Source organism: Aurantimonas manganoxydans SI85-9A1, from assembly GCF_000153465.1.
Lineage (GTDB): Bacteria > Pseudomonadota > Alphaproteobacteria > Rhizobiales > Rhizobiaceae > Aurantimonas > Aurantimonas manganoxydans.
This window is the reverse complement of sequence record NZ_CH672387.1, coordinates 3,978,580-4,005,465: the sequence shown is the minus strand read 5'-3', so window position 1 is coordinate 4,005,465 and position 26,886 is coordinate 3,978,580. Positions and strand designations below refer to the sequence as shown.

Annotated in this window: 23 protein-coding genes; 13 read left to right on the top strand and 10 right to left on the bottom strand. The window is 67.7% G+C overall.

Annotated elements, in window-relative coordinates; all coding sequences use genetic code 11:
• Positions 1–26 precede the first annotated feature (26 nt).
• A complete protein-coding gene (fghA, locus tag SI859A1_RS18805) occupies positions 27–863 on the bottom strand; it encodes an S-formylglutathione hydrolase (RefSeq protein WP_009211255.1) in 837 nt (278 codons plus the stop codon).
• Positions 863–1,972 (bottom strand): S-(hydroxymethyl)glutathione dehydrogenase/class III alcohol dehydrogenase, encoded by a 1,110-nt coding sequence (locus SI859A1_RS18800; protein WP_009211254.1) that lies wholly within the window; start codon positions 1,970–1,972, stop codon positions 863–865. Before SI859A1_RS18800 ends, fghA begins: the two co-directional genes overlap by 1 nt.
• Before the next feature lie 636 nt (positions 1,973–2,608).
• Here SI859A1_RS18800 and polA point away from each other — a divergent pair.
• From polA to SI859A1_RS22465, 5 genes are all read left to right on the top strand, one after another.
• Positions 2,609–5,539 (top strand): DNA polymerase I, encoded by a 2,931-nt coding sequence (gene polA / locus SI859A1_RS18795; protein WP_009211253.1) that lies wholly within the window; start codon positions 2,609–2,611, stop codon positions 5,537–5,539.
• 92 nt (positions 5,540–5,631) lie between these two features.
• Entirely contained in the window at positions 5,632–6,879 is a 1,248-nt protein-coding gene (locus SI859A1_RS18790) for a PAS domain-containing protein (protein ID WP_009211252.1), read from the top strand.
• A 5-nt stretch (positions 6,880–6,884) separates the two neighbouring features.
• On the top strand, positions 6,885–7,592 hold the full coding sequence (gene pyrF, locus SI859A1_RS18785) for an orotidine-5'-phosphate decarboxylase (RefSeq protein WP_040326760.1): 708 nt from the start codon (positions 6,885–6,887) through the stop codon (positions 7,590–7,592).
• A 72-nt stretch (positions 7,593–7,664) separates the two neighbouring features.
• The gene (locus SI859A1_RS18780; protein ID WP_040326029.1) at positions 7,665–7,958 is read left to right on the top strand and encodes a DUF1330 domain-containing protein; all 294 of its coding nucleotides are present in this window, start codon (positions 7,665–7,667) and stop codon (positions 7,956–7,958) included.
• 256 nt (positions 7,959–8,214) lie between these two features.
• Positions 8,215–10,179: a polyhydroxyalkanoate depolymerase gene (locus SI859A1_RS22465; protein ID WP_009211250.1), complete on the top strand. Its 1,965-nt coding sequence runs from the start codon at positions 8,215–8,217 to the stop codon at positions 10,177–10,179.
• 214 nt (positions 10,180–10,393) lie between these two features.
• On the opposite strand, the gene SI859A1_RS18770 is transcribed toward SI859A1_RS22465, so the two are convergent.
• Positions 10,394–12,565 (bottom strand): malate synthase G, encoded by a 2,172-nt coding sequence (locus SI859A1_RS18770; protein ID WP_040326758.1) that lies wholly within the window; start codon positions 12,563–12,565, stop codon positions 10,394–10,396.
• A gap of 188 nt (positions 12,566–12,753) precedes the next feature.
• Between SI859A1_RS18770 and SI859A1_RS18765 the strand changes: the two genes are divergently transcribed.
• Together SI859A1_RS18765 and SI859A1_RS18760 are read left to right on the top strand one after the other, a co-directional pair.
• Positions 12,754–13,704, top strand: a complete 951-nt coding sequence (locus tag SI859A1_RS18765) for a TAXI family TRAP transporter solute-binding subunit (protein WP_009211248.1) — start codon at positions 12,754–12,756, stop codon at positions 13,702–13,704.
• Between the two features lie 305 nt (positions 13,705–14,009).
• Positions 14,010–14,837 (top strand): lytic murein transglycosylase, encoded by an 828-nt coding sequence (locus tag SI859A1_RS18760; RefSeq protein ID WP_009211247.1) that lies wholly within the window; start codon positions 14,010–14,012, stop codon positions 14,835–14,837.
• Between the two features lie 82 nt (positions 14,838–14,919).
• On the opposite strand, the gene SI859A1_RS18755 is transcribed toward SI859A1_RS18760, so the two are convergent.
• Complete coding sequence (locus SI859A1_RS18755) at positions 14,920–15,651, bottom strand: glutathione S-transferase (protein WP_009211246.1); 732 nt, start codon at positions 15,649–15,651, stop codon at positions 14,920–14,922.
• A 170-nt stretch (positions 15,652–15,821) separates the two neighbouring features.
• Between SI859A1_RS18755 and SI859A1_RS18750 the strand changes: the two genes are divergently transcribed.
• The 5 genes from SI859A1_RS18750 (at position 15,822) to vapC (ending at position 20,279) form a co-directional block, all read left to right on the top strand.
• Positions 15,822–16,040, top strand: a complete 219-nt coding sequence (locus SI859A1_RS18750; RefSeq protein ID WP_040326028.1) for a hypothetical protein — start codon at positions 15,822–15,824, stop codon at positions 16,038–16,040.
• A gap of 745 nt (positions 16,041–16,785) precedes the next feature.
• Positions 16,786–18,057: a GNAT family N-acetyltransferase/peptidase C39 family protein gene (locus SI859A1_RS18745; RefSeq protein WP_009211243.1), complete on the top strand. Its 1,272-nt coding sequence runs from the start codon at positions 16,786–16,788 to the stop codon at positions 18,055–18,057.
• A 9-nt stretch (positions 18,058–18,066) separates the two neighbouring features.
• Positions 18,067–19,587 (top strand): RimK family alpha-L-glutamate ligase, encoded by a 1,521-nt coding sequence (locus tag SI859A1_RS18740; protein ID WP_009211242.1) that lies wholly within the window; start codon positions 18,067–18,069, stop codon positions 19,585–19,587.
• 96 nt (positions 19,588–19,683) lie between these two features.
• Positions 19,684–19,893, top strand: coding sequence for a type II toxin-antitoxin system VapB family antitoxin (locus SI859A1_RS18735; protein WP_040326027.1), 210 nt, complete (start codon positions 19,684–19,686; stop codon positions 19,891–19,893).
• A complete protein-coding gene (gene vapC / locus SI859A1_RS18730) occupies positions 19,890–20,279 on the top strand; it encodes a type II toxin-antitoxin system VapC family toxin (protein WP_040326026.1) in 390 nt (129 codons plus the stop codon). Before SI859A1_RS18735 ends, vapC begins: the two co-directional genes overlap by 4 nt.
• Before the next feature lie 15 nt (positions 20,280–20,294).
• On the opposite strand, the gene SI859A1_RS18725 is transcribed toward vapC, so the two are convergent.
• Genes SI859A1_RS18725 through SI859A1_RS18710 form a run of 4 tightly spaced genes read right to left on the bottom strand, consistent with a single transcriptional unit; the run spans position 20,295 to position 23,431 of the window.
• The gene (locus SI859A1_RS18725; RefSeq protein ID WP_009211240.1) at positions 20,295–21,215 is read right to left on the bottom strand and encodes an SDR family oxidoreductase; all 921 of its coding nucleotides are present in this window, start codon (positions 21,213–21,215) and stop codon (positions 20,295–20,297) included.
• 4 nt (positions 21,216–21,219) lie between these two features.
• A complete protein-coding gene (locus SI859A1_RS18720; protein ID WP_244401084.1) occupies positions 21,220–21,555 on the bottom strand; it encodes a hypothetical protein in 336 nt (111 codons plus the stop codon).
• Positions 21,536–22,681, bottom strand: coding sequence for a tRNA epoxyqueuosine(34) reductase QueG (queG, locus tag SI859A1_RS18715; protein WP_009211239.1), 1,146 nt, complete (start codon positions 22,679–22,681; stop codon positions 21,536–21,538). The genes SI859A1_RS18720 and queG overlap by 20 nt, the downstream gene beginning before the upstream one ends.
• 57 nt (positions 22,682–22,738) lie before the next feature.
• Positions 22,739–23,431, bottom strand: a complete 693-nt coding sequence (locus SI859A1_RS18710) for a glutathione S-transferase family protein (protein ID WP_009211238.1) — start codon at positions 23,429–23,431, stop codon at positions 22,739–22,741.
• Positions 23,432–23,744: 313 nt separating this feature from the next.
• Between SI859A1_RS18710 and SI859A1_RS18705 the strand changes: the two genes are divergently transcribed.
• Positions 23,745–24,635, top strand: coding sequence for an undecaprenyl-diphosphate phosphatase (locus SI859A1_RS18705; protein WP_009211237.1), 891 nt, complete (start codon positions 23,745–23,747; stop codon positions 24,633–24,635).
• A 16-nt stretch (positions 24,636–24,651) separates the two neighbouring features.
• On the opposite strand, the gene SI859A1_RS18700 is transcribed toward SI859A1_RS18705, so the two are convergent.
• Both SI859A1_RS18700 and SI859A1_RS18695 read right to left on the bottom strand, forming a co-directional pair.
• A complete protein-coding gene (locus SI859A1_RS18700; RefSeq protein WP_009211236.1) occupies positions 24,652–25,410 on the bottom strand; it encodes a sulfite exporter TauE/SafE family protein in 759 nt (252 codons plus the stop codon).
• Positions 25,411–25,457: 47 nt separating this feature from the next.
• Positions 25,458–26,462, bottom strand: coding sequence for a complex I NDUFA9 subunit family protein (locus tag SI859A1_RS18695; protein WP_040326025.1), 1,005 nt, complete (start codon positions 26,460–26,462; stop codon positions 25,458–25,460).
• Between the last annotated feature and the right edge of the window lie 424 nt (positions 26,463–26,886).

The window sequence follows — 26,886 nt, the reverse complement described above, 5'->3', positions numbered from 1 at the left end:
CGCCGCCCGGCAGGATGTCGCGCGCTTCAGCCGAGCCGTTCGGCGTGCCAGCGCAGATGGTCTTCCATGAAGGAGGAGATGAAGTAGTAGCTGTGGTCGTAGCCCGGCTGGCGCCGCAGCGTCAGCGCGATCCCGGCATCGGCGCAGGCCTTTTCCAGGAGTTCAGGCTTCAGCTGCTCGGCGAGGAAATTGTCGGCCTCGCCCTGGTCGACCAGAAGGTCCTTCACCCGCGCGCCGTCTTCGATCAGCGCCACCGCGTCGTGCTTGCGCCATGCCGCCCTGTCGTCGCCGAGATAGAGCGGCAGTGCCTTGTGGCCCCACGGTACCTGGCCGGGCGCGACGATCGGCGCGAAGGCCGAGACGGCCTTGTAGCGGTCCGGATGGGTGAGGCCGATGGTCAGCGCGCCATGGCCGCCCATGGAATGGCCAAGGATCGACTGCCGGGCCATGACGGCCGGAAATTCGGCCGCGACGAGGGCCGGCAGTTCCTCGGTCACATAGGACCACATGCGGTAGTTCTTGGCGAAGGGCGCCTGCGTGGCGTCGACGTAGAAGCCGGCGCCAAGGCCGAAATCGTACGCGCCTTCGGCATCGTCCGGCACGCCTTCGCCGCGCGGGCTGGTGTCCGGCGCCACGAAGATCAGGCCGAGCTCGGCGCAGATGCGCCGGTACTCGCCCTTTTCGGTGACGTTGGCATGGGTGCAGGTGAGGCCCGACAGGTACCAGACCACCGGCAGCTTCGCGCCGTCCGCATGGGGCGGCACGAACACCGAGAAGGTCATCTCGGTGCCGGTTTCCTTCGAGGCGTGGCGGTAGACCCCCTGCACGCCGCCATGGGCGGTGTTGGTGGAGACGGTCTCCATCAGAACACCACCACCGAACGGATCGACTTGCCCTCGTGCATCAGGTCGAAGCCCTTGTTGATCTCTTCGAGCGTCAGCGTGTGGGTGATCATCGGGTCGATCTGGATCTTGCCGTCCATGTACCAGTCGACGATCTTCGGCGTGTCGGTGCGCCCACGCGCGCCACCGAAGGCCGAGCCCTTCCAGACGCGGCCGGTGACCAGCTGGAACGGCCGGGTGGAGATCTCCTTGCCGGCCTCGGCGACGCCGATGACGACGGAGACGCCCCAGCCGCGATGGCAGGCTTCCAGCGCCTGGCGCATGACCATGGTGTTGCCGGTGCAATCGAAGGTGTAGTCGGCGCCGCCGCCGGTCAGCTCGACCAGATGCGCGACGATGTCGCCCTCGATCTCCTTCGGATTGACGAAATGGGTCATGCCGAAGCGCTCGCCCCATTCCTTCTTGTCGTTGTTGAGATCGACGCCGATGATCTTGTCGGCACCGACGAGGCGGGCGCCCTGGATCACGTTCAGGCCGATGCCGCCGAGGCCGAAGACCACGACATTGGCGCCCGGCTCGACCTTGGCGGTGTTGACCACGGCGCCGACGCCGGTGGTCACGCCGCAGCCGCAGTAGCAGGAGGTCTTGAAGGGCGCGTCTTCGCGGATCTTGGCGACCGCGATCTCCGGCAGCACGGTGAAGTTCGAGAAGGTCGAGCAGCCCATGTAATGGTAGATCGGCTTGCCCTTGTAGGAGAAGCGCGAGGTGCCGTCGGGCATGACGCCCTTGCCCTGGGTGGCACGGATGGCGGTGCACAGATTGGTCTTGCCCGACAGGCACGACTTACACTGGCGGCATTCCGGCGTGTAGAGCGGAATCACGTGGTCGCCGGGCTTCACATAAGTGACGCCGGCGCCGACCTCGCGGACGATGCCCGCGCCCTCATGGCCGAGGACGGAGGGGAACAGGCCTTCCGAATCGAGGCCGTCCAGCGTGTAGGCATCGGTATGGCAGATGCCGGTCGCCATGATCTCGACGAGGACCTCGCCGGCTTTGGGGCCTTCGAGGTCGAGTTCGACGATCTCCAGCGGCTTCTTGGCTTCGAATGCGACGGCGGCGCGGGTCTTCATAGAGGTCTCCAGACTGTCGGTGCCGGGTTCCTGCTAGACGTTTCGGGCCGCGATGCAAATACCCCGAAAGGCGGTCGCCGGCGACAAATGACAGCCGGCAAGCCGCGACAAACGCTTGCGATCAGCGCCGACGCGACAGCAGCCGACGAGATTCAGCCTGCGACGATGATGGTCTGGAAGAGGGGGTGGGGACGCGAGAAGAGAGCCGCCGCGGCCTGGAGGGGGATACACCGCAACGACTCTCTCGCTTAGTCCGAGCGGCGCGCCCCGGAGAGGGGGAAAGGGGCCGTGTCGCTCTCATTCCGGCACATAAGCGGGGGACGTGCTTGTGGCCGAACACGACGCTCGGGGCGCCGTTGAACAAGAGATGCGTCGTGGGGTAAGGGAAATCAAGCAATGGACTCGTGAAGGGCGATCACATCGCCGTGATCGCACCATTGCCAAACCGTAACAAACAGCAACAATCGTGTGATTGCAAGGGGGGCGGGCTAATTTGTGCGTGGGCGCGCCTTGCCGCGGACCGGGAAAGCTGCGGAAATGGCGGCGCCAACCCCTTCTCCGGGCTATGTCGGCACACGCTCTGGGGAGGCCGCAAACCGGATGGACTCGCGCGAGACGCCAAGCTACGACCGGCCCATGAACAAGGGCGACCATCTCTTCCTCGTCGACGGATCGGCGTATATCTTCCGGGCCTACCACGCGCTGCCGCCGCTGACGCGCAAGTCCGACGGCCTGCCGGTCGGCGCCGTCTCGGGCTTCTGCAACATGCTGTGGAAGCTGGTCGAGGAATCCCGCGACACCTCGGTCGGCGTCGCGCCGACCCATTTCGCGGTGATCTTCGACCATTCCTCGACGACCTTCCGCAACGAGCTCTATGCCGACTACAAGGCCAATCGTGAGGCGCCACCCGAGGACCTCGTCCCGCAATTCGCGCTGATCCGCGAGGCGGTGCGTGCCTTCGACCTGCCCTGCATCGAGAAGCAGGGTTTTGAGGCCGACGACCTGATCGCCACCTATACGCGCCATGCGGTCGAGGCGGGCGGCGACGTGACCATCGTCTCCTCCGACAAGGATCTGATGCAGCTCGTCGGGCCGCGGGTCATCCTCTACGACCAGATGAAGGACAAGCGCCTCGGCCCCGACGAGGTGAAGGAGAAGTTCGGCGTTCATCCGGACAAGATGATCGACCTGCAGGCGCTGGTCGGCGACACCTCCGACAACGTGCCGGGCGTGCCGGGCATCGGGCCGAAGACCGCCGCGCAGCTGCTCGATGAATATGGCGATCTCGAAACGCTGCTGGAGCGCGCCGCCGAGATCAAGCAGAACAAGCGCCGCGAGAACCTGATCGCCTTCGCCGACCAGGCGCGGCTGTCGAAGACGCTGGTCACGCTCGACCAGAACACGCCGCTCGACGTGCCGCTGGACGACCTGTTCATCCACGAGCCTGACGGCGAGAAGCTGATCTCCTTCCTGAAGGCGATGGAGTTCACCTCCCTGACCCGGCGGGCCGCGGCCCAGCTTGGCACCGACGCCTCCGAGGTCGAGAGCGCGGCGATCGCCGTCGACACGCCGGCGCGCGGGCCCGACCTCGACCCCGCCGGATCGGCCGTCGCCGCACCCGGTGCCGGCGACGCCGCCCTGCCGCTGACGCCCGCCGCCCTCGTCGAAAGCCGCCGGGCCGCCGCCGCGGCCTCGGTCTTCGACCACAGCGCCTATGTCACCATTCGCGACGCGGCGACGCTGTTGGCATGGATGGACGAAGCGCGCGAGACCGGCCTTCTCGCCTTCGATACCGAGGCGAGTTCGCTGTCGGCGATGAAATGCGACCTCGTCGGCGTGTCGTTCGCGACCCGTGCAGGCCGCGCCGCCTATGTGCCGCTCGCCCATGTCTCGCCCTCGGGCGAGGCCGACCTCCTGTCCGACAAGGCGGTGGAGGACGAGATCGGTCCGCAGCTGCCGATCGACGAGGCACTGGCCATCCTGAAGCCGGTGCTGGAGGACGACGCCGTCCTGAAGATCGGCCAGAACGTCAAATACGACTATCTCGTCATGCGCCGCCACGGCATCACCATGGCGCCCTTCGACGATACCATGCTGATCTCCTACGCCCTCGACGCCTCGGCCTCGCTGGCCGGCCACGGCATGGACGAATTGTCGGAGCGCTTCCTCGGCCACAAGCCGATGAGCTACAAGGAACTCTGCGGCTCCGGCAAGGGCGCCAGGCCGATCGCCGCCTGCGCCATCGACAAGGTCACCGCCTACGCCGCCGAGGATGCCGACGTCACGCTGCGGCTGTGGCAGGTGCTCAAGCCGCGCCTGGTCGCCGAGGGGCTCGCCACCGTCTACGAGCGCCTGGAGCGGCCGCTGGTCGCGGTCCTTGCCCGTATGGAAGAGCGCGGCATCAAGGTCGACCGGCAGATCCTGTCGCGCCTGTCCGGCCGCTTCGCCCAGAAGCAGGCGGGCCTCGAAGCCGAGATCGCGGAGATCGCCGGGGAAACCTTCAATCCCGGCTCGCCCAAGCAGCTCGGCGAGGTGCTGTTCGGCAAGCTTGGCCTGCCCGGCGGCAAGAAGACCAAGAGCGGTCAGTGGTCGACCGACGTGCGCGTCCTCGAGGACCTGGCCGCCGAAGGCCATCCGCTGCCGCGGCGCATCGTCGACTGGCGCCAGCTCACCAAGCTGAAGGGCACCTATACCGACACGCTGCCGGGTCACATGGATGCACAGGGACGCATCCACACCTCCTATTCCATGGCCTCGACCACCACGGGGCGGCTGTCCTCCTCCGAGCCGAACCTGCAGAACATCCCGGTGCGCACCGAAGAGGGGCGGGCGATCCGCACCGCCTTCGTCGCGCCGGCCGGCCACAGCCTGGTCTCGGCCGACTACAGCCAGATCGAATTGCGGATCCTCGCCCATATCGCCGACATCCCGCAGCTGAAGGAGGCCTTCCGCGAAGGGCTCGACATCCACGCCATGACCGCGTCGGAGATGTTCGGGGTGCCGGTGGAGGGCATGCCGTCGGAGATCCGCCGCCGCGCCAAGGCGATCAATTTCGGCATCATCTACGGCATCTCGGCCTTCGGCCTCGCCAACCAGCTGTCGATCCCGCGCGACGAGGCCGGCACCTACATCAAGCGTTATTTCGAGCGCTTCCCCGGCATCCGCGACTACATGGATTCCACCAAGGCCTTCGCCAAGGAACACGGCCATGTGGAGACCCTGTTCGGCCGGCGGGTGCACTATCCCGACATCCGCTCGCCCAATGCCTCGGTTCGCGCCTTCAACGAGCGGGCGGCCATCAACGCGCCGATCCAGGGCACCGCGGCCGACATCATCCGCCGCGCCATGATCCGCATGGAACCGGCGCTGGCCGACGCCGGCCTGTCGGCGCGCATGCTGCTGCAGGTCCATGACGAGCTGATCTTCGAGGTCGAGGACGATCAGATCGACGCGACCCTGCCGGTGGTCCGCAGGGTGATGGAAGAAGCGGCCCTGCCGGTCGTCCAGTTGTCGGTGCCCATCGAGGTCGATGCCAAGGCGGCGGCGAACTGGGACGAGGCGCACTAGGTCGGCGGCATCCGGACATTGCCTGGCGGGCAATCGGCTTTATCTTTGCCCAACGGCCCGGCACGCGGGCGGATGATGGTGAGAGAGGATCGATGGGGCGTTTCGACGGAGATGCGCATGGCACGCCCGCCATGCCCGAGGACATCAGCACGACTGCCCTCGCCAAGATGCCGCTGGCGCTGGTGCTGACCAACCCCAATCTGGACGACAATCCCATTGTCTACGCCAACCGCGCCTTCGAGAAGATCACCCGCTATTCCGCCGACGCGGTGATCGGCCGCAATTGCCGCTTCCTGCAGGGCGACGACACCGACCCCGCACAGGTTCGCCAACTGGCGCAGGCCGTGCGCGAGGAGCGCGACTTCTCCGTCGACATCGTCAATTACCGCTCTGACGGTACCAGGTTCCTGAACCGGCTGATGATCACGCCGCTCTATGACGAGGAACGCCATCTCCAGTGCTTCCTCGGCGTCCAGCGGGACATGAGCGAGGGGGCGGATTTCGACCCGTCGCGGCAGGTCGGCGAGGCGGAGCGGATCGATGCGGCGCTCGGCGAGGTCCAGCACCGGGTCAAGAACCACCTGGCCATGGTCGTCGGCATGATCCGCATGCAGGCCCGGGCCAAGACCAGCAAGGAAGCCTTCGACGCGCTGGCGCGGCGCATCGAGAGCCTGCAGCTGCTTTATCAGGAGATGACCGAAGCCGGGATCGCGTCGACGCGGTCCAAGCGCGTACCGCTGGGGGCCTATGTCAGCCGGATCGCGTCGACCATCGGCCATCTCGACGGACGGCGCTCGATCCGCGTCAACACAGACTGCGACGCCATCGAGGACGATGTCGAGCGGGCGGCGCGGATCGGGCTCCTGTTCTCCGAGCTCCTGACGAATGCGCTCAAGCACGCCTTCGAGGGGCGCGAGGAAGGGCTGGTCGAGGCGCGCCTCAAGATGCTGTCTTCCGGCGTCATCCGCATGACCGTGTCCGACGATGGCATCGGCCTGCCCGACGGCAGCCAGTGGCCCTACCTGAGCGACGACCGGCCGGCCGATCGCGCCCGCGCCGCCGATGCGGCGCAGGAGCCCAATGTCGCGCGCCAGATCGCCGAATCCATCGGCCATGGCCGTGCCGGCCGCGACGACAACGGTGATGCAGAGACCGGCAGCGAGGTCGTCGATACCAGCGGCAACGCGCTCGCCCGCCAGCGTCGGACCCATGGGCAGGGTGGCCTTGGCGGACGGATCACCCTATCGCTCGTGCAGGGGCTGAACGCCCGGATCGATGTCAGCAGCGAGATGGCGGGGACGGTCGTGACCGTCGACATTCCCCCGGAGGATTCCAATTGAATGCAGTGACAAGCCGCGGGGCAGCCCGTGACCGGCTGATCGTCGGCCTCGACGTGCCCACCTGGGCGGAGGCGGAGACGATCGTCGATACGCTCGGCGACGAGGTGCTCTGGTACAAGATCGGCTACCAGCTCGCCTATGCCGGCGGCCTGCCGCTGGTCAGCGAGCTCGCCCGCGCCGGCAAGCAGGTGTTCCTCGACCTCAAGCTCCTCGACATCTCCAACACCGTCGCCAAGGGCGTCGAGAGCGCCCAGGCGCTCGGCGCCGCGATGCTGACGATCCATGCCTATCCCCACGCCATGAAGGCGGCGGTCGAGGCGGCCAGCGGCTCGCCCCTGACGCTCCTCGGCGTCACCGTTCTGACCTCGCTGGACGATGCCGATCTGAAGGATGCGGGCTACGGCCTCTCCGTGCCCGAGTTGGTGGCCCGGCGGGCGCAGCAGGCGCGCGACATCGGCATGGGCGGCATCGTCTCGGCCGCATCCGAAGCCGGCCCGATGCGCGAACTGATCGGTCCGGACATGGCGATCGTCACGCCTGGCATCCGCCCGGCCGGCGCCGCCGCCGGCGACCAGAAGCGCGTGGCGACACCCGGCGACGCGCTGCAGGCAGGGGCCTCGCATCTGGTGGTGGCACGGCCCATCGTGGCCGCCAGCGATCCGCGCCAGGCCGCTATCGCCATTCTCAACGAGATGGCCGCCGCGCTGGGCTGACGACAATATCAAGCCGATGTCACGCATCGCCGCCGCGGCCGCTGGGGACGTGGTGCAACCGGAGGGAAACTCATGGCCAAGGGATACTGGATCGCACGCGTCGATGTGCACGACGCCGAGGGCTACAAGGGCTATGTCGAGACCGCGGGGCCGGCCTTCAGGGAATACGGCGCACGCTTCCTGGTGCGCGGCGGCCCCTTCGTCGAACTGGAAGGCACGGCGCGCAGCCGCAACGTCGTGATCGAGTTCGACAGCGTCGAGACGGCGCGTGCCTGCTACGAGAGCGAGCAGTACCAGAAGGCCAAGGCGATCCGGCAGCGATATGCCGACGCCGAGATGGTCATCGTCGAGGGCTATGACGGCTGAGAACGGCCGCAGCGCATGGGCCCAGCACCCGAGCTGGATAGCCGGGTGTAACGGTCCCGTGACTGTCTGGCGCAAGCATTTCGGCGCATGCTTGACCGAACGTCGTCGGCGGCTCCGGAACGCCGGGGTCGTCGCTGCGTTGCAACGTGGGGAGATCCGTCGGTGACGGCACATCCCGGCGTGCCGCACCGGGAGCGGATTTGTGCATTGCAGCAATAATTGATAGATTGCCGGAAACCAATACGAGCGAGAGCCGATGCTGTACCACTTCTATGAATGGAACCATGCCGCGCTCGTCCCGCTCCGCGCCGCCGCGGACGCCACGAAGCTGTTCTACAAAAACCCGCTGAATCCCCTGTCCCACATGCCTGTGGGTCGCTCCATGGCGGCCGCGGCCGAGCTGTTCGAGCGCACCACCCGGGTCTACGGCAAGCCGGAATTCGGCCTGCACGAGACCGTCGTCGACGGCCAGCGCATTCCGGTGCAGGACAAGGTCGTCTGGCAGAAGCCCTTCGGTCAGTTGCTGCATTTCGAACGCGAGCTGCCCAAGCGGCACGGCAATGACCCGCGCTTCCTCGTCGTGGCGCCGATGTCCGGCCACTACGCGACGCTGCTGCGCGGCACGGTCGAGGCGCTGCTGCCCTATGCCGACGTCTACATCACCGACTGGCGCGATGCCCGCAAGGTGCCGCTGGCCGACGGCAAGTTCGATCTCGACGACTATGTCGATTACCTGATCGAGATGCTGCAGTTCCTCGGGCCCGACACCCACGTCATCGGCGTCTGCCAGCCGGCCGTGCCGGTGATGATGGCGGTGGCACGCATGGAGGCCGATGGCGACGATTGCGCGCCGGCCACGATGACGCTGATGGGCGGCCCGATCGACACCCGCATCAATCCGACCTCGGTCAACCAGCTCGCCCAGGAAAAGGGCATCGACTGGTTCCGCGACAATGTCGTGATGCCGGTGCCGTTCCCGCAGCCGGGCTTCATGCGCCAAGTCTATCCGGGCTTCCTGCAGCTTACCGGCTTCATGTCGATGAATCTCGATCGGCACATGACCGCCCACAAGGAATTCTTCTGGCATCTGGTCAAGGATGACGGCGACTCCGCCGACAAGCACCGCGAGTTCTACGACGAATACAACGCGGTCATGGACCTGACCGCCGAGTTCTACCTGCAGACCGTCGACGAGGTCTTCATCAAGCACTCGCTGCCGAAAGGCGAGATGATGCATCGCGGCCAGCGGATCGACCTGACCAAGATCAGGCGCACCGCGCTGCTGACCGTCGAGGGCGAGAACGACGACATTTCCGGCGTCGGCCAGACCGAGGCCGCGCAGCATCTGTGCGTCAACATCCCCGACGACAAGCGCGTCCATTACGTGCAGCCCAAGGTCGGGCATTACGGCGTCTTCAACGGCTCGCGCTTCCGGGCCGAGATCTGCCCGCGCATCGTCGACTTCGCCCTGACCCACGGCACCACCCATTCGGCCGCCTCGCTGCCGAAGCGGGGCCAGCCGGCAACGGCCACGGGCACGCCCGAGCGTGAAGGCGCCGTCGCCGAGCGCGAAGCCAAGGCCGAGACCCTCGGCAAGGATGTGACCGGTGCCGGCGAGACGGTTCTGGCCGGCGCCGTCGTCTCTGAGAGTGGCGCCGCCAAGGCCGTGGCAGCCGCCGCGCGGGCGGCCGTGACCCCGGCATCGGAGGCTGTTGGCCCGGCCAAGGCGAAGAAGAGCGCCGTGGGCGCGGCGAAGACGGCCGCGGCAAAGCCGACCACCAAGTCCCCAGCGAGTGCCCGAAAGCCGGCGGCGCGCAAGGCTGCTGCCAAATCCGCACCCGTCACGGAAGCCAAGCCAGCGAAGGCGCCTGCGCCGCAGCCGCGCCCGGCGGCCAACGATCAGCCGGCCTCGGCCGATGCCGCCAAGCCGGCTCCGGTGGCCGAGACGAAGCCAGTGGTCGAAGCGGTGAAGCCGGCAGCGAAGGTGGAAAAGCCGGCCGGACCCATCGCCGCCGCCAAGCCGGCAGCGGAGGCCGCAAAGCCCGGCGAGAACGTTGCAGCGGCCAAGCCGGATATCGCGAAGCCCGAACAGGTGGCGGCCTCGGCATCCGCAGGGAACACGGCGCCGGAGGCAAAGACTGCGGCGCCGGTGGCGGGCAAGCCGGAGACCGGCGGCAACCGCCAGACACGGCGCGCCGCAGCCACGCGCCGCCGTCGCTAAACCAGCGTCGCGACCGAATGGCATGACGGACGGCGCCGAGTGCGTCGTCCGCGTTGCATTGTCAGCTCATCGTAAGCGCATCCGCGTCATCCGCATGCCGGCGATGGCCCATGCGTGAGCCGATCTCCGCGCCGGAAGCCTCCCGAACCGCTACTCTCCAAAGCAACATCGGCCGCGCGGGAAACCGGCGCGGTCGATGCTGTTGCTCGGCTGATCAGCCGGCCTGCTGGGCCTTCTTCTCCAGCCGGCGGCGATGCAGCACCGGCTCGGTGTAGCCGGACGGCTGCTCGCGGCCCTCGAAGACCAGTTCGCAGGCGGCCTTGAAGGCGATCGACGTGTCGAAATGACCGGCCATCGGCTCGTAGGCCGGATCGCCGGCGTTCTGCGCGTCGACCTTCGCGGCCATCTCCTGCATCGCGTCCATGACCTCGTCCTTCGAGACGACGCCGTGATGCAGCCAGTTGGCGATGTGCTGGGACGAGATGCGGCAGGTCGCGCGATCCTCCATCAGGCCGACATCGTTGATGTCGGGAACGGTGGAGCAGCCGACGCCCTGGTCGACCCAGCGCACGACATAGCCGAGGATGCCCTGGGCGTTGTTGCGCAACTCGGCCTTCACCTGCTCTTCCGGCCAGTTGGCGCGGTTGGCCAGCGGGATGGTCAGGATGTCGGGAAGCACCGCGCGGCGGCCCTTCTGCGCAATCTCTTCCTGCCGCGCGAGCACGTCGACCGTGTGATAGTGGGTCGCGTGCAGCGTCGCGGCGGTCGGGCTCGGCACCCAGGCGCAATTGGCGCCGGCCTGCGGGTGGCCGATCTTGGCGGCGAGCATGTCGTTCATCTTGGCCGGCATGGCCCACATGCCCTTGCCGATCTGCGCCTTGCCGCGCAGGCCGCAGGCCAGGCCCACATCGACGTTCCAGTCCTCATAGGCCTGGATCCAGGTGCGGTCCTTCATGACGGTCTTGCGCACGACCGGGCCGGCTTCGATCGAGGTGTGGATCTCGTCGCCGGTGCGATCGAGGAAGCCGGTGTTGATGAAGAAGACACGGTGCTTTGCGGCGTGGATGCACTCCTTGAGGTTCACCGTGGTGCGGCGTTCCTCGTCCATGATGCCCATCTTCAGCGTGTAGCGTTCAAGACCCAGTGCATCCTCGACCTGGCCGAAGATCTCGTTGGAGAAGGCGACCTCGTCGGGGCCGTGCATCTTCGGCTTGACGATGTAGACCGAGCCGGCGCGCGAATTGCGCAGGCCGCCGGTCTTCTTCAGATCGTGCAGCGCGATCATCGAGGTGATCATCGCGTCCATCAGGCCTTCCGGCGCCTCCGAGCCGTCCTTGAGGCGGATCGCCGGGTTGGTCATCAGGTGGCCGACATTGCGGATCAGCAGCATCGAGCGGCCCGGCAGCGTCAGGGTCGAGCCGTCGGGGCCGGTATAGTCGCGATCCGGATTCAGCTTGCGGATGACGGTCTCGCCGCCCTTCTCGAAGCTGTCCTCGAGGTCGCCCTTCATCAGGCCGAGCCAGTTGCGATAGACGGCAGTCTTGTCCTCGGCGTCGACCGCGGCGATGGAATCCTCGCAGTCGCAGATCGTCGACATGGCCGATTCCATCAGCATGTCGGCGACATGGGCGGTGTCGTTCTTGCCGATCCGGTGCTCGGCGTCGATCGTCACCTCGACATGCAGGCCGTTGTGCTTGAGCAGCACGGCCGTCGGGGCCGCGGCGTCGCCGCGATAGCCGGCAAAGGCGGCGGGGGTCTTCAGCCGTGCCGTCTTGCCCGCGCCGAATTCGGCGACGAGCGCACCGCTGTCGACGGTGTAGCGGGTGACGTCGATATGGGAGATGCCTTCCAGCGGCGCGACGCCGTCGAGGAAGCTCTTGGCCCAGGTGACGACGCGCGCGCCGCGGGCGCGGTCATAGCCCTTGCCCTCGGGCATGTCGCCCATCGCGTCGGTGCCGTAGAGCGCGTCGTAGAGCGAGGTCCAGCGAGCATTGGCGGCGTTCAGCGTGTAGCGCGCGTTCATCAGCGGCACGACGAGCTGCGGACCCGGCACCAGCGCGATCTCCGGATCGACATTGGCGGTCTCGATGGCAAAGTCCGGCCCTTCCGGCACGATGTAGCCGAGCTGGTCGAGGAAGGCGCGGTATTCCTTCATGTCCTGCGGCTTGCCGCGACGGGCCACGTGCCACTCGTCGATGGCGCGCTGCATGTCCGCGCGGATCTGCAGCAATTCGCGGTTCTTCGGCGCCAGGCCGTTCAAGAGGTCCGAGAAGTTCTTCCAGAAGGCGTCCGGCTCGAGGCCCGTGCCCGGCAGGGCTTCACTGTCGATGAAGGTCTTCAGGGTCGTCGCGACGCTCAAGCCGTGGACGTCTGTCATTTCAGGCATGCGCTTCCTCCAGAGATGCTTTGCGATCGACATCGGACATGGCATCGGCGAAGTCAATCGAGGCGCGGCACCGCGCCCGGCCAAGTTGCCACCGACGATGGTCGGGGTGCCGGACCCTTGAGCTTTCCCGTACGGCTGGTACTTATTGGCCGAACGGGCCCGTCGGCTCGCCACTGGGAGGACACATCATGAAGCTTTTCCACCGCATCGCCGCCTCGGCCGTGGTCGCGGGTCTGGCCTTCGCGCCGGCCACCGCCTCGGCCCAGCAGTTCATCAACGTCCTGACGGGCGGCACCTCGGGCGTCTATTATCCGCTGGGCGTGGCGCTGGCCAAGGTCTATGCCGACAACATCGAGGGCGTGAAGACGCAGGTCCAGTCGACCAAGGCGTCGGTGGAGAACGTCAACCTCGTCACCCAGGGTCGCGGCGAGATCGCCTTCGCCCTCGGCGACACGGTGAAGGCCGCCGCCGAAGGCAATGCCGACGCCGGCTTCCAGCAGCCGGTCGAGAACCTGCGCGCCATCGCCGCGATCTATCCGAACTATGTGCAGATCGTCGCCTCGCAGGAATCCGGCATCACCGATCTGGCCGGCCTGAAGGGCAAGGCCCTGTCCGTCGGCGCCCCGGCCTCGGGCACCGAGCTGAACGCCCGGGCGATCTTCGGCGCCGCCGAGATGAGCTATGACGATCTCGGCAAGACCGAATATCTGCCCTTCGCCGAATCCGTCGAGCTGATCAAGAACCGCCAGCTCGACGCGACGCTCCAGTCCGCCGGCCTCGGCGTCGCCTCGATCCGCGATCTGGCCTCCTCGCTGCCGATCACCGTCGTGGCGGTCCCCGCCGAGATCGCCGAGAAGCTCGGTGCGCCGTTCGCTGCGGCCGAAATCCCGGCCGGCACCTATGACGGCCAGGACGCCGCTGTTCCGACCCTGGCGATCACCAACATTCTCGTGACCTCCGCGGAAGTCGACGAGGAACTCGCCTACCAGATGACCAAGCAGCTCTTCGAGAACCTGCCGGAGCTCATCGCCGCCCACAACGCGGCCGAGGGCATCGATCCGAAGACCGCCGGCAAGAACCTGCCGGTGCCGCTGCATCCGGGCGCCGAGCGCTACTACAAGGAAGCCGGCCTGCTCTAGCCAAACGACGTGCGGCGCTTTCGGGCGCCGCAGACCCGTGACGGCCGTGTCGCCCCGGGGGTGGCGCGGCCGTTCGCGTCTGAGGGCGGAGCTGCGGCCCGAAGAGCGCCCGCGCGGCACTTCCCGTTCCCCGTGTCGCAGTGCTGCACTACGCAGACCCCGCGCAATCGGTTAGGAAAGTGGGTGATAGGATGCACACGGACGGTGTCCGCCGCCGATGGCCATGCGCCCCGGCGCCGCCGTTCACCCCATTCGACGCAACGCGGCCCTTGCGGCCCCACGACCTGAAACGAGGAAGCAGACCCATGAAGGTACGCCTGACGTCCCTGCGGACGCTCGCCGCATCGCTCGCCCTGACCATCGGCCTCGGCGCCGCTCCGGCCCTTGCCGCCCAGTGCGGCAACAGTGGCGGTGGCTTCAACCAGTGGAAGCAGGAATTCGCCCAGGAAGCCGTGCGCGCCGGCATCTCCCAGGGCACCGTGCAGTCGGCGCTGATGCCGACCAGCTATTCCAATCAGGTCATCAAGCTGGACCGCAACCAGCATTCGATGAACATCTCGCTCGAGGCGTTCATGCAGCGCCGCGCGCCGGCCTCCTTCGTCAACAAGGGCAAGCGCATCATCCAGCAGAATGCCGGGCTGCTCAACTCGATCGAGAAGAGTTACGGCGTCCCCAAGGAGATCATCGTCGCGATCTGGGGCATGGAAACCGGCTTCGGCGCCAATTCCGGCTCGATGAACATCTTCAACTCGCTGGCGACGCTGGCCTATGACTGCCGCCGCTCGGCCTTCTTCACCGAAGAGCTGCTGGCGGCCCTGGCGATCGTCGATCGCGGCGACATGAAGCCGAGCCAGATGAAGGGCGCCTGGGCCGGCGAGATCGGCCAGACCCAGTTCCTCGCCAAGAACTACCTGCGCTTCGCCGTCGACGGCGACGGCAACGGTCGCCGCGACCTGATCAACTCCAAGGCCGACGTGCTCGCCTCCACGGCGAACTTCCTGCGTCAGCACGGCTGGCGTCCGGGTGCCGGCTACCAGCAGGGCGAGCCGAACTTCGCCATCCTGCGCGACTGGAACCGGGCCGGCGTCTACCAGAAGGCCCTGGCGCTCTTCGCCTCCAAGCTCGCCAACTGATCGGCCAGCCGGCCGGACCAAGATCCGGCCCTCTGCTGCGTTCTGCGCCCCGGCCCCTCGCCGGGGCGCTTTCGTTTGACGGCTAGTCCGCGTCGAGTTCCGGGTAGTGGCGGAAGATGCCGTCCTCGTTGAAGGCCATGCGACGGTCGCTGGCGAGATACGCCGCGATGCGCGGCGCGGCGGCCACCCGCTCGACCAGTGCCGCGATGCGCGGATAGTCGGGCGCGAGCGTCTTCATGCGCCGTGGGAAGGCGTAGCGCAGGCCCGCCATCGTCTGGAACACGCCGAGATCGGCATAGCTCATCGCATCGCCGACGAGATAGCCGGAGCCGGCCGGATTGCGGGTCAGGATCCGCTCGTACCAGCCGAGGAACTTCGGCAGGCGCTCCTCGCGAAACCCGAGGGCGCGTTCGCGCGCGGCATCCGTCTGGTCCTCGTAATAGAGACCGACGCCGAGCGGATGATGGACGTCGTGGGCCTCGGCGACGAGATCGGCCGTGGTGAGCGCGATCGAGCGGGCGAACAGCCGCTCCGCCTCGCCCTTCGGCGCCAGACCGTGGCGCTCGCCGACAAGGATGCAGATTTCCGCCGCCTGCGAGACGACGAGATCGCCATCGACCAGAAAGGGCGGCGCGAATGGCGGCAGATGGCCGGTCTTTCCGCCGATGAAGGCCTGCATCGCGGCGATGCCACCGCCCTCGGATTCAGGCAGGCGGGCGACGTCACGATAGGCAACACCGGCAGCCTCTAGGACCAGCCGCGGATATTCCCCGCGGCCCGGGATCATCGGCCAGTAATAGAGATCATAGGCCATTGTCGCTCCTGCCGGCAGCAAAGCGGCGATCGCTCGCCCGTCCATCGGCCATGACTATAGGGGCCGCAGGCCGCGTCTGAACCCCTGTTCCGCAATCGCCCCGCAGGCCCTCGTCGGGGAGCCCGTCGTCGCGTATCATCGCCGGCGTCTGACAATCGAGGAGGAAGCGTATGAAATGCCCGATCTGCGAGGGCGACGCGACATTGCTCGAGCCGGAAAAGCCGGACCAGAGAGCAATCCACTGCGAGCACTGCGGCGAATACCGGGTCTCGACGGAAGCGGAGGTGAAGCTGCACACGCTGACGCCCCACCAGCGGCTGCAGGCCCTGCGGTACGTCGAGACGATCACGCCGACCGGGCGCCGGCCTTTCGTTGCCGGTTTGGGCTGACGACGGCGGCCGATGAAGGCGGCCGACCCTCGATGGGCATGGCGCGAGCCTTGGTCGAGGCTGACGGAGCGGCAACCGATTTTGCTGCCATGGACTTGACGCAGAGGCCTGAAAGCGTAGGCTGATATCTGCGTCAATGACGCTGCGGGAGGTGTCGAATGGAACCACCTATGCATGTCGCCGCACGGACTGCCGAGGTTGTTGTACGGGCCTCCGCATAGCGGCATTTTCACTGACAGGCCTTGGGAGCGGCTGACGGGCTGTTGCACTCGTCGAAGGCCCGAACCATAGCTGCTCCCAAGTCTCCTTTGCGCCCAGTCCGCATGACTGCGGGTGTGATCTGAACCAACTCCGAGCGCCGGATCGCGATGTTCTGCGATGCGGATGCTTGCGTGTATGCCTGCAGAGGGGAGCCTTCAGGGCATTGCGACGCTTGTCGCTCGGCGTCGTGTCATCGCGCGCTGACGGCGCTGATCGCGTTGTGGCGATGGCTGCGGGCCGGAGTTGCGGCGGCACGAACCGGTTGGCCGAAAAGTCTTTGCAAGGCAGCAATCCGGCGCTTTCGGCCACCTGTATGGCAGGCTTGGTCGCGCCGATGCGACGCTGTGCGATGCCCATCACCTGCGTGTCACCGCCACCGATTCCCGTCGCATTCCCCTTTGCGCAGGCCTATAAGCGATAGCCTATGAAGGGACAGGCGGCGGCATCGTGTCGTTTGCGTCACCTCCCTGCCGATGACACCCCGATGCTGCACCAGCCGTCGACCAGTTCGGTCTCCCCCAGGGAAGACGGGCGCCCCCGATCCCATGACCAACCCGAAACTGCCGCGCACACCGGATATGTCATCCGTCCCGCGCGGCCGGGTGATCTCGAGCCCCTCGTGGCGATCGAGACCGCCGTCTTCGAGGCCGACCGGATTTCCCGGCGCTCCTTCCGCAATCTCATCGCCTCGCCCAGCGCCGTCGTCCTCGTCGTCGAGGCGACCGGTGTCGGCGACGCAGGCGAGGGGAGCGTCGAAGCCACAAAAGCAGCCGCGCCGCGCCCTGCTGGCGATGCGCCGCGATCCGGCCCGATTCTCGCCTATGCCGCGCTCCTCGTGCGGCGCGGCACCGGTCTCGCCCGGCTCTATTCCATCGCGGTCTCTCCCCAGGCGGCGGGACGCGGCATCGGCAGGGCGCTCCTGAAGGCGGCGGAGGCCGCTGCCTTCGACCGCGATCGCATCGCCCTGCGGCTGGAAGTGCGCGCCGACAACGCCGCCGCCATCGCCCTCTATCGCGGCGAGGGCTTCCGCCCCATCGGCACCTATCTCGACTATTACGCCGATCACGAGACGGCGCTGCGCTTCGAGAAGACGCTGCGCGGCGACCATCCGATCGACACCGGCGTGCCCTATTACGAGCAGACCACCGATTTCACCTGCGGCGCCTGCTGCCTGATGATGGCCATGGGCCGCGACATTCCGGGCTTCGTGCTGGAGCCGGTGACCGAGATCCGGCTGTGGCGCGAGGCGACGACCATCTTCATGATGTCGGGGCCGGGCGGCTGCGAGCCCTACGGCCTGGCCGTCGCCGCCCATGAGGCGGGCCTTGCCGCCGAGATTCATGTGTCCGAGCCGGGCGACCTGTTTCTCGAAGGCGTCCGCAATCCCGAGAAGCAGGTGGTGATGGGGCTCGCACAGGAGGATTTCCGCCGCCGGGCCGAGCGCTACGCCATCGACGTGACAATCGGGCGCTTCACCCTCGACGATCTGCGCGCCGCGATCGCCGCCGGCAAGACCGCCGTCGTCCTGATCTCGGGCTATCACATGTTCGGCAAGAAGGTGCCGCACTGGGTGCTCGCCCATGGCGACGACGGCCGCCATATCGTCATCCACGACCCCTGGGTCGCCGACGAGCGCGGCGAGACGGTCGCCGACGCGGCCAATCTTCCGATCCCCTATGAGACCTTCGACCGGATCGCGCGTTTCGGCAAGGTCGGCCTCCGGGCCGCGGTGTTTCTGTCCAGGCGCGAGGCTTAGCCGTCTTTCATGTCCCAATGGGTGGTTCTCGTCGGACGCCTGTCCGATCTCGACAATGGCGCGACGCCGCACAAGGTCATGACGGTGCGCGACTATCTCGCGCGGCCGGGCCTGTTCCGCGGCCAGCGCCCCAAGATCATCAATCTGTCGCGCTCCTACGCCTATCAGAGCCGCGCCTATTACGGCTCGCTGCTCGCCGAGGCGCGGGGCCATCGCATCATTCCCTCGGTCGAGACGATGATCGACCTGTCGGAGAAGAAGCTCTACGAGAACGCCCTGCCGGAACTGGACGCGGCCCTCGCCAAGGCGCTGGAAAAGGGCGAGCGGCCAGCTTCCCCGATCCGGATCTATTTCGGCTACACCGACGATCCACGCCTGGAGCGCTTCGCCAAGCTGGTCTTCGACTGGTTCCGCGCCCCGGCGCTGGAGGTGCATCTGGACGGCGCCGAAGCCACGGAGCGACCGGCGGCCTCGGCATCGCCGGCTCGGCGCACGAGCCAATCGGCACCGCTCGACCGCCGGGCAAAGATCCGACGCATCGGCTTTGCCGCGCCCGCCAAGCTGGATGCGGCCGAGACCGGCCGGCTGCTGGCCGCCATGGAGCGCTACACCGCCCGCGAATGGCGCGCCGCCAAGGCCAAGACCCCGGCGAAATATGCCTTCGCGACGCTCTACGATCCCAACGAGACGTTGCCGCCGTCCTCGGTGGACACGCTCAAGCACTGGGCCCGCACGGCCGCACGGCTCGGCGTCGACGTCGAGCCGATCACCCGCCGCGACCTGCCGCGACTGGCCAATTTCGACGCGCTTTTCATCCGCGAGACGACCTCGATCTCCAACCACACCTATCGCTTCGCAAGGCGCGCCATGCAGGAGGGCATGCCGGTCATCGACGATCCGATCTCGATGATCCGCTGCACCAACAAGGTCTATTGCAACGAGCTGATGGCGGCGAACGGGGTGGCGACACCGCCCTCGGTGATGATCGGCGGCAAGGAGGATTTCCAGAAGGCGGCCGACGAACTTGGCTTCCCCATGGTGCTGAAGATCCCCGACGGCTCCTTCTCGCGCGGCGTCAAGAAGCTCGACGACATGGCCGGGCTGGTCAGGCTGGCGACGGCATGGCTGGAGGATTCCGACCTGCTGATCGCCCAGAAGTTCATGCCGACGAAATTCGACTGGCGTATCGGCGTCCTTGGCGGCGAACCGCTCTTCGCCGTCCAGTATCTGATGGCCGGCGAGCACTGGCAAATCATCAACCACGAGACCGGCGGCCGGCCGATGGAAGGCGGCTTCCGGCCTTTCGCGCTGGGCGAGGCGCCGCCGCATGTGCTCGACGCGGGCCTGCGCGGCGCCCGCTGCATCGGCGACGGCCTCTATGGCGTCGATCTGAAGGAGACCGACGACGGCGTCTTCCTGATCGAGGTCAACGACAATCCGAACCTGGAGCACGGCGTCGAGGATTACGCCGAGAAGGACGAGGTCTGGACCCGGTTGACCCGCTGGTTCATCGACCGCATCGAACGCTAGGCCTTCGCTTGGAATCGCCCGGCCAGAGGCACGCGGCTTGAAGCGATCCGGAGCGATGTGTAGACCGCTGGGCCTGTCTGCACATCGGAGCGGGTCATGCGCACCAATATCGAGATCGACGACCGACTGATGGCCGAGGCGATGGCTGCGGCGGGCCTCTCGACCAAGAAGGCGACGGTCGAGGAGGCCCTGCGCCGGCTGATTGCCCAGGAGCGCCGCCGCCGCGCCCTCGCCGACATGCACGGCATGGGGTGGCCGGGGCCCGGAACGGACGGACCCGGCCAGACGGACGCGGCCGGCGGATGATCCTCGTCGACGCCTCGGTCTGGATCGCCAATCTGAGGGGCGAGGACACGCGCGAACTCCGGATGCTGCGGGAGAGCCCCGATCTGTCGGAGATCGGGATTGCCGATCTGACCCTTTTCCGGCTGCTGGCAGGGGCGGCGGATGATCGCGACGCCGACCGTATCGGTCGCTATCTGCGCCAGTTTCCGGTCCTGCCCGTCACGGGCGAGCGGTCGGTCGGTCGGGCTGCCGGTCTCGCGCGGAGCTTGCGGGGCAGGGGCGTCGCGTTGCAGCGGCCCGAAGCGGCGCTGATCGCCGCCCATGCCATCGACCGCGGACATCGCGTTCTGCACGCCGATCCGGACATGGCAGCGCTGGCCGTCCATTGCGGGCTGCAGACCGCCTGACGCGGAAGGCCGCCCTTAGCTGCCGGCGCCGATCAGCGCCGCATCGGCCCGCACGCTCTCCAGTCCCTCGCGATAGGTCGGATGGCGGAACTGGTAGCCTGCTTTCTTGATCCTTGCGTTGGAAACCCGCTTGTTCTCGCCATAGAAGCTGCGCGCCATCGGCGAGAGTTCGGCGGCGTCGAAGGGGATTTCCGGCGGCGGTTCGACACCAGCCATCGCCGCGGCATGGGCGACCACCTCCTGCGGCGGGGCCGGCTCGTCGTCGGTGACGTTGTAGAGGCCGCCGAGCCGCTGTTCCGCCAGCAGGCTCAGCGCCCCGGCGATGTCGTCGACATGGATCCGGTTGAACACCTGGCCGGGCTTTACCAGCCGCTTAGCGGTTCCCTTCGCCAGATTGACGAAGCCGTTGCGGCCGGGGCCGTAAATGCCGGACAGGCGCAGGATCGCAAGCGGCACCCGCCGCGTCGCCGCCGCCTCCTGCCAGGCCGTTTCGGCGGCGATGCGGGCCTTCGATCGTTCCGAGACCGGCCGCGTCTCGCTGTCCTCGTCCACCCAGCCGCCATCATGGTCGCCATAGACCCCGACCGTGGACAGATAGCCGATCCATTCGAGTTTCGGGCAGCCATGGGCGATCGCGTCGCCATACCAGCGCAGCACCGGGTCGCCGGGCCGCGCATTGGCGCCGCCGACGCTGGCGCCCGTCGGCGCGGCATGGCCCGGCGGCACCGAGACGAGCAGATGCGTGGCGCGGTAGAGCGCCGGCGAGATGCCGTCGGTCGGGTGCTCGCCGTCGAAGACGAAGGGTTTGAGATGATGTGCCGCCAGCCGGCTCGCCTTGTCCGCCGTGCGCACCGTCACGCCGGTGACGTCGTGCGGATCGAGCGTGTCGACGAAGTGCCCGGCCGAATAGCCGTGGCCGAAGACGAAGAAATGCATGGGGTCAGTCGCTCCAGGGTTCGGCAGGATCGTGCGGCCGGGCCATCTCGCCGAGTTCCAGCCGGCCGATCCGCAGCCTGCCGATGTCGGCCGTTCCGATACGAGCTCTCCCGACGGACAATCGCCCGATGGCGAAGGCGCCCACCGCCACCGATCCGATCGCCAGAGCGCCGATGGCCAATGCGCCGATTGCGCCGGCACCGAGCGCCGCAGAGCCCGCGGCAGTGGCCGGTGTCACCTGCGCGCCGTGACGCAGCTGGCCGACGGCCCGTCGCACCTGGGCCTCGACGCCGGCATCGCGGGCGCCGGATCGGGATGGCTTACGGTCCTTGAAGGGCATGCCATTCGCTCCTGACGACGGGATCGTCTTCCCTATCAAGCGCGGCGGACCGGCGCTGCAAGGCGTCTTCGGGCGACAGCCGGGCGAGCGCCCAGATCGCCATGGCCCGCACGAGGGGCGCGGCGTCCGTGAGATGCTCTCTCACGGCACCGAGCAGCGTCGCATCGCCGGAATTGCCGGCGGCGATCAGGCAGTTGGACACGAACTTGTCGCGCCCGATCCGCTTGATCGGCGAACCGGAAAACAGGGCGCGGAAGGCGGCATCGTCCAGCGCGAGGAGATCGGCGAGTGTCGGCGCGTTGAGATCCTCGCGGGCGATCAGCTTGGCTTCGCTGGCTTTGCCGGCAAACTTGTTCCAGGGGCAGACGGCGAGGCAGTCGTCGCAGCCATAGATGCGGTTGCCCATGGCCGCCCGGAATTCTTGCGGCACCGGCTTGCGGGTCTCGATCGTCAGGTAGGAGATGCAGCGCCGCGCATCGAGCTTGTAGGGCTCGGGAAAGGCGTCGGTCGGGCAGACGTCCTGGCAGGCCCGGCAGGAACCGCAGAGATCGCGGCCCGGCGCGTCGGGCGTCATCTCCAGCGTGGTGAAGATCGAGCCGAGGAACAGCCAGGAGCCGTGCTCGCGCGAGACGAGGTTGGTGTGCTTGCCCTGCCAGCCGAGGCCCGCCATCTCGCCGAGCGGCTTTTCCATCACCGGTGCGGTGTCGACGAAGACTTTGGCGTCGTGCTCGCCGAGCCCTGACTGGCGGGCCTTGGCGACCATGCGGCCGGCCAGTTCCTTGAGCCGGCCCTTGATGACGTCGTGATAGTCGCGGTGGCGGGCATAGACCGAGATCGCGCCGCGATCCGGACGCTGCAGGATCGCCAGCGGGTCGTCCTGCGGGCCGTAATTCATGCCGAGAACGACGATCGAGCGCACGTCGGGCCACAGCGCCCGGGCGGAGCGTCGACGCTCCGCCGTCTCGGGCATCCAGCCCATCGTGCCGTAGCGGCCCTTGGCGATGAACTCGTCGAGGCGGGGCCCGGCCGCGACATCGCCGGTTCCAGGCGCGATGCCGACCGCCGAAAAGCCCAGCCGGCCGGCGTCCTTGCGGATGAAGTCGGTCAGTGTCTCGCGCGCGGTCATGGTGGCGATATAGTCGGTTCGACGCTCCGGCGCACGCCCCGGGGCCCGCGCTGCGGCTCAGAAGTCGAGCTGGACGTAGTGATGCACCGGCGGTAGGCCGCGCACGCGCTCGGTCAGGAGGGGGCGGAAGGACGGGCGCGACTTGATCCGCATGTACCAGTCCTTGGCCGCCGGCTCCTTCTCCCACGGGATCTCGCCGAGATAGTCGAGGATCGAGAGTTCGGCCGCAGCCGCCAGATCGGCATAGGAGAGCCGCGGGCCGGCCAGCCAGTCGCGGCTTTCGGCCAGCCAGCCGAGATAGCGCAGATGATGCTTCAGATTGGCCCGTGCCGCGCGGATCGCCGAGGCGTCCGGCGGTCCGCCGCCGGCATCGGCGCTCATTTCCAGCTTGAACACCCGTTCGCGGACAAGATAGCGCGTGACCTCGCTGTCGAGCTTGCCCAGGAACCACTCGGTCAGCCGCCGCACCTCGGCCCGCTCCAGCGGCTTTTCCGGCAGGAGCCGCTTGTCGCGCTGGAAGACGCCGCGGGTCTCGTCGAGATACTCGCCCGCCACCGTCGCGCCGACGATCGCCGGCCCGTCATCCTCAAGCATCACCGGCAGGGTCGCGGCCGGATTCAGCGCCAGGAAGTCGCGGCGCTTCTCCCACGGACGCTCCTCCAGATATTCGGCGCGCTCGCCATATTCCCCGAGGACGAGCCGCACGAAACGCGAGGCGGCGGACATCGGATGATGGTGTAGCTTCAGCATGCGGTTGGATCGGGTGCTCTTCGGACGGATCACCCGCGCGCGGGCTGCCCCTGTTTGAAATGATCGACGGCGCGCCCGACTGGACGTCCCTGCGCGTCATGATGGCAGACACTCGTCAATGGACCGTCAACGGGTCTGCCTTTGCTTTGAGCGACATAGCCGGAATCGCCCCGGCGGCAAGCGGCGCCGGCGACGCCGCGGACGGGCGCACTCGCCACACTGGCCGACGATTCCGGCCATCGGATGGCCGTCCCCGTTTCCCTTCTCCGGCAGATCGGGTAGACGCCGCGCTGGAACGGGGCAGGGGATTGTCATGGATTTCGCAGCAGTCGGCGACGCCGTCATTCTGGGCATCACCGAGGGACTGACCGAGTTCCTTCCGGTCTCCTCCACCGGGCACATCCTGCTGCTGGGCCATTTTCTCGGCTTCCAGTCCACCGCCCGCAGCTTCGAGGTACTGATCCAGCTCGGCGCGATTCTCGCCATCCTGATCCTGTATTTCGGCCGGCTCTGGCGGATCTTCGTCACCCTGCCGACCGAACCTCGCAGCCGCCGCTTCGCCGCCGGCATCCTGCTCGCCTTCCTTCCCGCGGCCTTCGTCGGCGTTCTGGCGCACGACTTCATCAAGACCATCCTGTTCGAAACGCCGATGGTGATCTGCGTCGCGCTGATCGTCGGCGGCATCCTGCTTCTCGTCATCGACCGCATGCCGCGGGCCGTGCGCTACGACGACATCATGGACTATCCGCTGTCGCTCTGCCTGAAGATCGGCATCTTCCAGTGTCTCGCGCTGATCCCGGGCACCTCGCGCTCCGGCGCCACCATCGCGGGCTCGCTCCTGATGGGCACCGACAAGCGCTCGGCGGCCGAATTCTCCTTCTTCCTGGCCATGCCGACCATGCTCGGCGCCTTCACCTACGACCTCATCAAGAACCGCGACGTGCTTTCGCTCGATGATGCCGGGCTGATCGTCATCGGCTTCGTCATGGCCTTCGTCTCGGCGCTGATCGTCGTGCGCTACCTGCTCGATTTCGTCTCGCGCCACGGCTTTGCCGTCTTCGCCTGGTGGCGCATCGGCGTCGGCCTCGTCGGCATGGTGCTGCTGCTGGCCTTGCCGGCCGATGAGGGCGGCGAGGCCGCGACGCCCGTGCCGGCCTCCGCCTCGCAGCCGCTCGCCACCGACGGCGCGCAGCCTGCCCGCTAGCGTCTGGGACTTCGGCTCACAGCAGCCCGGTCAGGCCGCGACGCAGGAGATCGAGCGAGATCACGACGAGGATCGCCGTCAGGACGAAGCGGAACAGCCGTTCGTCGATACGCTTCAGCAGCGCCGTTCCGGCCAGCGTGCCGGCAAAGCCCGTGACGATCATCGCGGCGATCAGCGGCGCATAGGCGGCCAGCCCGACGCCGAGGGCGAAGAAGGCGAGGCTCTTGAACAGATGCTGCAGGAAGGTCGTCGCCGCCAGCGTCGCGACCAGCTCCGTGCGGTCGTCGAAGGCCTTGGCGAAGAACGCCGCGTTGATCGGCGCGGTGGCCCCGACGAACATCGACAGGAACGTCGTGACCAGACCGGCGAAGGCAAAGCCCGGCGGCCCGATCCGGCCGATCGCCGGCAGCTTCGCCAAAGCGAGGATCAGGATGAACGCGCCGAGCGTCGTCTGCAGCACCGCTTCCGGCAGGGTGACGACGAAGCGCGCGCCGATCAGGGCGCCCAGTGCCGCCCCGGCCAGAAACGGCAGCAACGCCCGGTAGGAAACGGCCCGCCGCTGCACCAGCACACGTCCGAGATTGGAGGCGAGCTGCACCAGCCCATGGACGGGAATCAGCACCGCCACCGGCAGCACCGTGCTCATGATGGCAAGGAGCGACAGCCCGCCCCCGATGCCGAAGGCGGCGGTGGCGGCTGACGTGAAGAAGCTCGCCACGATCAGCAGCAGCACGGTTCCGGCCGCAAGGCCCGGCGGAAGCAGGGTGGCGTCCAAGCCGGTCAGCCGTTCACGGCCATGTCGGGCTCACCAATCGCCGCGGCTCAGACCGCCTCGTCGTCGGGCATCCGCACGCCGCCGGCCTGGGGCTGCGGGTGGGTGAACTGCCCGTGCTTGCGGAACCGCACCAGATAGGTCGGCAGGATCGCGTCGACGGTGCGCGGCCGGATGCCGAAGGCCTCCAGCGTGCGGCCGTCCTCGATGGCGTCCTGGGACACGACATTGTCGGTCTGCAGCTGGGTGACCTGATCGGGCGTCAGCGGCGCGCCGGGCAGGAAGCGCATCAGCTTCGCCATCGAGGCGGCGGCGCCGAACGGGATGGTGACGAAGCTGCGCTTGCGCTCGATGATGCGCAGCATCTCCTCCATCATCTGGCGGAAGGTCAGCACCTCCGGCCCGCCGAGCTCGTAGACCCGTCCGCCGGGAACCTTGCCGTCCACCGTGTCGGCGATCGCCTCGGCGACATCGCCGACATAGACCGGCTGGAACCGGGTCTTGCCGCCGCCGATCAGCGGCAGGAACGGCGAGAACCGCGCCATGTCGGCGAAGCGATTGAAGAACTGGTCCTCGGCGCCGAAGACGATCGACGGGCGCATGATGTAGGCGCCGGGAATGGCGTCGAGCACCGCCTTCTCGCCTTCAGCCTTCGTGCGGGCATATTCGGATCCGGAGTTCTCGTCGGCGCCGATGGCCGAGATCTGCGTCATGCCAGCGCCAATCTTCGCGGTCGCCTCCGCCACCGTGCGGGCGCCGAAAGACTGCAGCGCGTCGAAGCTCTGCTGGCCGCTCTGGGCGAGGATGCCGACGAGGTTGACGACATGGTCGGCCCCCTCGACCGCTCGCTCGACGGACCACGGATAGCGCAGATTGGCCTGGATCGGCATGATCTGGCCCATATTGCCGTTGGGCTGCAGGTGATAGGCCAGATCCGGGCGTCGGCAGGCGACGCGAATGCGATGGCCGCGGCGGGCCAGGGCCTGCACCAGGTAGCGGCCGACAAAGCCCGAACCGCCGAACACCACCACCGTCTTGTTCGTGTCGACACTCATCGTACTCAAGCTCCTGCCTTGCCTGTGGCCCGTCGGTCCGGTTCGCGTCCGGGCTGGGCCGGATGATTCGCGCCGCCCGGCGCGGGCCCCGTTCCGCCGCGTCATAGCCCGTCTGCGGCGTCAGGTGAAGGCGGCGCCGCGCCGCGAGCCGGCTGTTTCACGCCGCGTCCGCCGGACCGGGGGTGCCGGTGCCGCACAATCGCGCAGATGGCGCAGTGCCCCCGGTCCGCAAGCCCGCGGCACAAACGGTCGCAGGGCGCTTCCGCGGCCACGGGAACGCCCGGTGGCCAGCGCCATTGTCGCGCTCCCGTCTCGCGCCCTTGCTTGCCCGCGACAGCCGCCGGACCCGTCCCGCATTCGCCTTCGATCCCGCTGCACCTGCAGCGATGGCGGCGCCCGCAGCATCCGCGGCACGGCGACATCG